The following is a 5,522-nucleotide window of genomic DNA, read 5'->3' on the forward strand; positions in this document are numbered from 1 at the left end:
CGGCACCCCTATACCCGGATCGAGTTTGTCGTGAACGATCTCAAGGTCACCCGGCAGACCGCCTCGAAATACCTGGAGGCACTCGCCGAGCACGGCTTCGTGGAGAAGCATCAGTCGGGCCGCAGCAATTACTACATCAATGTGCCGCTCGTCGCGCTGTTTATGGAGAACGGCCCATAGGGAAATGTCACGCCGCGCTCTGGCCGCGCCAAGCGCCGACAAGAATGTTTACGTGGCCGCCACGGATGTTTACATATGTAAACATTCGGCCCGCGAAAATGTTTACATATGCCCGGGGAATGCCCTCGAAAATGCTTACATCGTCCGAATTTCCAAACGGCAAATGTTTACATATGTAAACACCCATTCTCGTAAAATCAGGAACTTAGCCAGCGTCCAGCCTACCGAAATCCGTTTTTTACCTGTAACGGTCAAGGCCCGGGCGCGCTTGGCAGGCCTGATGATGCCTTGACGTGGACGCTGCGCGCGCCCTCTCGACACATGCCGGAAGATCGAGCGCAGGAGACGGTGCGATTGCGTAAGAGAGCGCGCCGCGCTTCTGTTCGGGAGGCGGCGCCGCTGCCGATCCTCCTGCTCGAGGAAATCGGAATCAGAAAATGGCGCCAGAGGCGCTCGTGTTCTGCTGATCAGCGACACCAAGTCCGTATGGGACCTGGCCGGAGGGCGTCAGGCAAGTATCCCGAGCGAAAACGTCAGATGACAGCAGGCAGGCCGAAGCTGCCGGGTGCGCTCAGCAGCGGCGATATGACCGTCGTCGCCACGCCGTCGCTTACCGGTCGTTTGCCGGCCGCTTGCCCTAGGTTCGTCACGGCCTCAAGGTGCGCGGCCGCACGGCGGACATGGCGGTGCGCGCCTGTCTGGCGCGGTCTCATGGGAGCGCCCGGGCTTACCCGGGACGCTTACCCGGGCCGACACAAGCTACGGAAAGCACTCTCACCGATCCTGGGTGGCGCGCGTCCCCCTGGAGAGGCGTTTAAGCCAGCCGTAGCCTGCAATGGCACCAAAAATCATCGCGAAGAGCTGCACTGCGGGATCCCGGATCAAAGCATCGAAGAACGACGGGCGTATGATCACCTCTTCGGTGAAATAGTAGCGCACTGCGATGTTGCTGGTCGCATGCCCGGATATCGCAGTCACGCGCATCAAAGAACGTTCTGGTTCGGCAAGCGTAACGGCGATATGCGCGGTCGCCGTTTCGTCGCCGTCCTTGACGAAGCGCACACGTGCCCCGCCAAGGAGCTGTCCGCTACGTAGCTCGCGCATCTCACCGCTTATCAGGCCAACCGGTGTGTATCCCCGTATCTGATAGCTACCCGACGCTGTTGATACGCGATCCGTTTCCGAGAACAGCGCGCCAATCTTGGCGGTTCCGCTCAGCGCCAGGGTCCCGAATGCTTCGAGCGCGTCCCGGCCGACAAGGGCCAATGCGCCACCTTCCAGCCGCCCGACATCCGTATCGCTATACCGCTCCGGCAGCGATACGACGTCAATCCGCAACAGACCGGGCTGTGCCGTGAACTCCAATTCTGACCCTACAGGCAGGGTCGGCACAACCATTTCCTCGGGTCCGACCAGCTGATGCGTACGCGAGGGGCAGCCAATCGGACCTTGCGCAACCGTTTCCGACGCTGCGCCATCTTCGCGCTTCTCGCAGATCCAGACGTTGCGAAACACCTTTCCAGCCAATTCGGCCTCGAGCTCTATTTCGAACGCCCCGGTCTGGGCATCCACTACGATGGTCCGCTCCAGAACCAAGTGGAAATACACCAAGATCGCGGAAATTGTTGTTATGCAGACCAAGAGTATGACCAACAGCCTGGGCTCTGGCAGGAGTGATCTGAGCTTGGCGCCTAAGCTGCCGTTTCGCCCTTTCCGCGTTTCTGCCATGTCAACGAGTTACTTTGGGAAGTACGATCATGACGTCGAACGATTCTTCCCCCAGACTGCGCGTGACGAGAAGTTCCAGACGGACGACACCGTCCTCGGCGTGTGCCTGCAGCTTGTCGAACGGGAGCACACAGGACGCGGTGTATTTCAGCGTGGAGGCGTCGGCGATGTCATTGCAAGCTATGAACTCAGGGCCGGAGCCCATAACGGCGACCGTAGGATTGCCGGCGGAGTTCACGAACACATGCAGAGCGCTTGATCCCAGCGCAATGTCGTCACCGCCCCAAGTGGAAGGGATGACCGCATCGGCGCGATCACCACACTGCCCGACCTTGACGAGAGATACGGCACGAAGCGCTGTCACGATGGGCTCATGTCTGCCCATATAGGGGAAAGGGCCGCTCGGCGAGATGACCCCGTCTGCTACTGAATACGTGTTTTCGGCCTCGAAGCGCCCATCCTTCGAGTTGATCCTTACACAGAATAGCCGCTTTTTTGCGTGTTCTGCATCCTGTGCCCGTGGTGGCAGGCGGAGCACCGCGACATCCGCGGTCCGTCGCGGCGCGAGGTCGGCAAGGGCCGCATCGTCGCGTTCCCCGTCCGTCTTGCGGCCGATCATGACCCCCATCACAACGTCACCGCTGACGCGACCGTGCTCATCAAATCGCTCGTGGAACTCACGCTCGTCTAATGCGATATCTTCGGTCTGGGCGCGCGCTGGTAGATAGGATACAACGCAGAGGAGCCCGATCCATGCAACAAGAGTTATCCGTGCCTGCCAGCCCATGACATTTACCACCTCGCGTTTCCATTATGACGTTAAGTCAATGCGCCTCCGATGCCTAGGGTCATTGATGCTATTTCTGCTCGCCTGGACGCTCGCCGTCCCCGCGCAGGGGCGCGTGGTCACGGTAGAGGAAGGGAGCGGAGCGGGGCTTCTGGTGCACCAGGGCGGGAACTGCTACGTGATCCTGCCGACACACCTGCACCGTCGCAGCATGGATGGCATACGGCTCGGCTCTGAAAGCGCCGGCGGGCCGATCGGCACGGCCCGGATCGTGCACGTCGCCCCCGACGCCTCCGATATCTCGCTGGGCGTCGTCCGTGGTGGCCTCGAGGCGGCATGCGGCGACGTGTGGAGCGGCCTGCCGCGCGCCCTCGGCGACCAGATAAGGCCCGGCACCGAGCTGATGCTCCGGCGACCGCGACAAAGGGTGTTCGAGGGGCGGCGCCTCGTCGTCCATTCCAGCGGCCCGGACCTAGTGCGCCTTATGCCAGCGGCAGGCGAAAGAGCCGACCTGTTTGGCGGCACCTCGGGTGCAGTGGCCTTCTTCGGCCCAACGCCCGTCGCGATGATTCTGCAGGCCGACGGGGCAGCCGAGGCATTGGCCATCCGCATGGACACGTTGCGGGCTCTCGTCCGGCAGGTGCTGGGAGAGGGAACGACAACCGGCCTGGGAGACACCGGCAGCACGACCGCGCGCGTCGCCGTGCCGCCCCCTGGTGACGCGGTCTCGCTGCCGCCCGGCGATCCGCTTGAAGCCGTGCAGTGGTCGGCCCACCCGGTGGACGGCGCAGTCGATCCCGTTGCGATGCTCGAGGGGGACGGTGCCTGGGTGTTTCATCTGGGCGAGGCACCTGTCCACCTGACGCTTCGCCTGAGCGAAACCGATCGGCTCAGCCGCATCCGACTGCGCAGCGCGCCGGGCACCGGTGCCGCTGTCCCACGCAGAATCGGCATCGTCACCGACAGCTCGACCGACCCGGCCCGGCCGCGCCCCTCCCAAATCCCCGCGCCCGAAATGACACCCGATGGCGAGTTCGAGCTTCGCCTGGGAGAGCGCTTTGCCCACACCGTGACGATCACCATAGAGTCGAGCTGGGGCGGCGGCTCGCCGGTGCGTCTCGACGAGGTGTCGATCGACTGACGAGGCGCTTGTCTATTCCGAAAGATCGATTGTGGCCTTCGTGAGGTTCCCTTTGAACGCCTGCTCGCCCTTGAGCTGTCCGGCTCCGTTCAGTTCGTAGGACCCCCAACTGCTTCCGATCCAAAGGCTGACGATATCGCCCTTTATCCGCAACAGGCATTTCTCGGTTTTTTCGTCGGTCCAACAGTCCTCTTCTGAATTGAATCCGGTTATCTTGAGAGTGATGGTCACGATGCCTTCTGAGTCGATGACCCCGCCCCACCAGGATACGCTCGTCGTGAATGAATGGTCGGGCTCATCGCTCACCGGCTCCAGCACGAGGCGCAGCGTGGGCTCGGAATCGAAGATCGCGCGCAGCGTGGTTGCGCGGATCGCCCGGTCGGTGCTCTGCAATCCGTGCCGCACGGCCATCCGCCGTTGATCGGAGTCGCCCTTGCTGACGAGCAGATGCAGAACCGCGAGCGCCCGGTCGGGATCAGGGTCATTCAGCCGCTTGCGGAACTCCTCCATCGCCGCGTCGCTGGCATTCGCCGCCGCATCGAGCTCGTCGAGCGTCACCTGTGCGACGGCAGGCAGGGTGAGGATGGAGCAAATCGCGATCGCTGTCAGTCGAAGCATGGTCACCTCAGGTGGATGGTTGCGGGATAGACGGCGTTGTCGTCAACATTTTTGACGTGCCCGGTGAGTGCTCCCTCCGAAGTCAACGATAAACCGCCCATGATAGTGCCATCGTAGACCATATCTATTTTCAGGCCAGAAACGGAAAGATTATGATCTTCCTCGCAACTACGCGAGTTCCAAAGGTTGAGGCACTGCGTATCAGGAAAGCGTGCGGTGATGCCCCAGGTGCTGACCGCGCCGATCCATTTGTCGAGCGCGCCGCGCGCCTCGTCATCGAGACCATCGGTTTCTATCACAAGCGTGATCGAGTCTTTGCGCACAAGCGTCTCCCAAAGGGCACGTGCCCGCAGGCGTTCGTCAGTTGCCGTCATCGCCGCTGAAATCGCCGTCTCCCGCATCGTCTTGTCACCAGTCTCGAGCATCACGTCGAAGGCCGCCAGTGCACGGGCGGGGTCAGGTCCCTGCAGTATCTCGACAAGAGCCGCGTACTGGCCCGCCCGCTCGTCAATGTCGGCAATCAACGCCTCGACACCGACCTCCTGCCCGGTGGTCGGCATCGCCACCACGCAGAGAATCGCTGCCGCACCAGCGGCACGCAGAGCACGACCAAAACACGTCATATCTCGCCGTCTCACGCCAAATCTCCTATTATGCTTGAGATACCCCAGGATCGACGGTTGGTCGTTGTTTGCGGTCTTAGTCCGCTTGGGATTATTGATTGGACACGTTAAGAGCCATCGACGCTCAGCACCACTCGCCGCATGGGCCGACCGTGCTATCGGGCCAGGCTCGCCCAGGTCGCATCGAGACTGCGGTTTATGAAAGACATCAACGCAAATCGGGGGTCTGAGGGGCATGGCACACCGCAAGAAAATAATATGTCGTGACAATAACAGATGCCGCTTGATCCGCAAAAAGCAAAAGCTCTTTGCGCCTCGCCTTAGGCGGCGTCTGCATTTAGGGGATTCCCAAATCGGTTCTCGTTTGATTCAAGATCAAAAACGGGAGGCGATCTTGAGCAGACGGACTTTGACAGACAGGCAGTGGGCGATCATCGAACCTTTG

The 5,522-nt window shown here is 61.4% G+C and carries 8 protein-coding genes; 3 read left to right on the forward strand and 5 right to left on the reverse strand.

The window, feature by feature from the left end; genetic code table 11:
* A partial coding sequence (locus tag DQW77_RS17665; protein ID WP_220124995.1) for a hypothetical protein occupies positions 1 to 180 on the forward strand: 180 nt, incomplete at its 5' end.
* A 533-nt stretch (positions 181 to 713) separates the two neighbouring features.
* On the opposite strand, the gene DQW77_RS18145 is transcribed toward DQW77_RS17665, so the two are convergent.
* From DQW77_RS18145 to DQW77_RS17675, 3 genes are all read right to left on the reverse strand, one after another.
* A complete protein-coding gene (locus tag DQW77_RS18145; RefSeq protein ID WP_147095024.1) occupies positions 714 to 893 on the reverse strand; it encodes a hypothetical protein in 180 nt (59 codons plus the stop codon).
* Between the two features lie 61 nt (positions 894 to 954).
* On the reverse strand, positions 955 to 1,833 hold the full coding sequence (locus tag DQW77_RS17670) for a hypothetical protein (RefSeq protein WP_147095025.1): 879 nt from the start codon (positions 1,831 to 1,833) through the stop codon (positions 955 to 957).
* A gap of 76 nt (positions 1,834 to 1,909) precedes the next feature.
* The gene (locus DQW77_RS17675) at positions 1,910 to 2,695 is read right to left on the reverse strand and encodes a hypothetical protein (protein WP_147095026.1); all 786 of its coding nucleotides are present in this window, start codon (positions 2,693 to 2,695) and stop codon (positions 1,910 to 1,912) included.
* Here DQW77_RS17675 and DQW77_RS17680 point away from each other — a divergent pair.
* Positions 2,694 to 3,836, forward strand: a complete 1,143-nt coding sequence (locus DQW77_RS17680; protein WP_147095027.1) for a hypothetical protein — start codon at positions 2,694 to 2,696, stop codon at positions 3,834 to 3,836. The two genes, DQW77_RS17675 and DQW77_RS17680, sit on opposite strands and share 2 nt — an antisense overlap.
* A 12-nt stretch (positions 3,837 to 3,848) precedes the next feature.
* Here DQW77_RS17680 and DQW77_RS17685 read toward each other — a convergent pair whose 3' ends face one another.
* Together DQW77_RS17685 and DQW77_RS17690 are read right to left on the reverse strand one after the other, a co-directional pair.
* Positions 3,849 to 4,454: a hypothetical protein gene (locus DQW77_RS17685; RefSeq protein ID WP_113259646.1), complete on the reverse strand. Its 606-nt coding sequence runs from the start codon at positions 4,452 to 4,454 to the stop codon at positions 3,849 to 3,851.
* 2 nt (positions 4,455 to 4,456) lie between these two features.
* The gene (locus tag DQW77_RS17690; RefSeq protein ID WP_147095028.1) at positions 4,457 to 5,092 is read right to left on the reverse strand and encodes a hypothetical protein; all 636 of its coding nucleotides are present in this window, start codon (positions 5,090 to 5,092) and stop codon (positions 4,457 to 4,459) included.
* Positions 5,093 to 5,312: 220 nt separating this feature from the next.
* Here DQW77_RS17690 and DQW77_RS18415 point away from each other — a divergent pair.
* Positions 5,313 to 5,522 (forward strand): hypothetical protein (locus tag DQW77_RS18415; RefSeq protein WP_220124996.1); only part of this gene is annotated, 210 nt, incomplete at its 3' end.

The organism is Roseovarius sp. TE539, assembly GCF_003298505.1.
GTDB lineage: Bacteria > Pseudomonadota > Alphaproteobacteria > Rhodobacterales > Rhodobacteraceae > Roseovarius.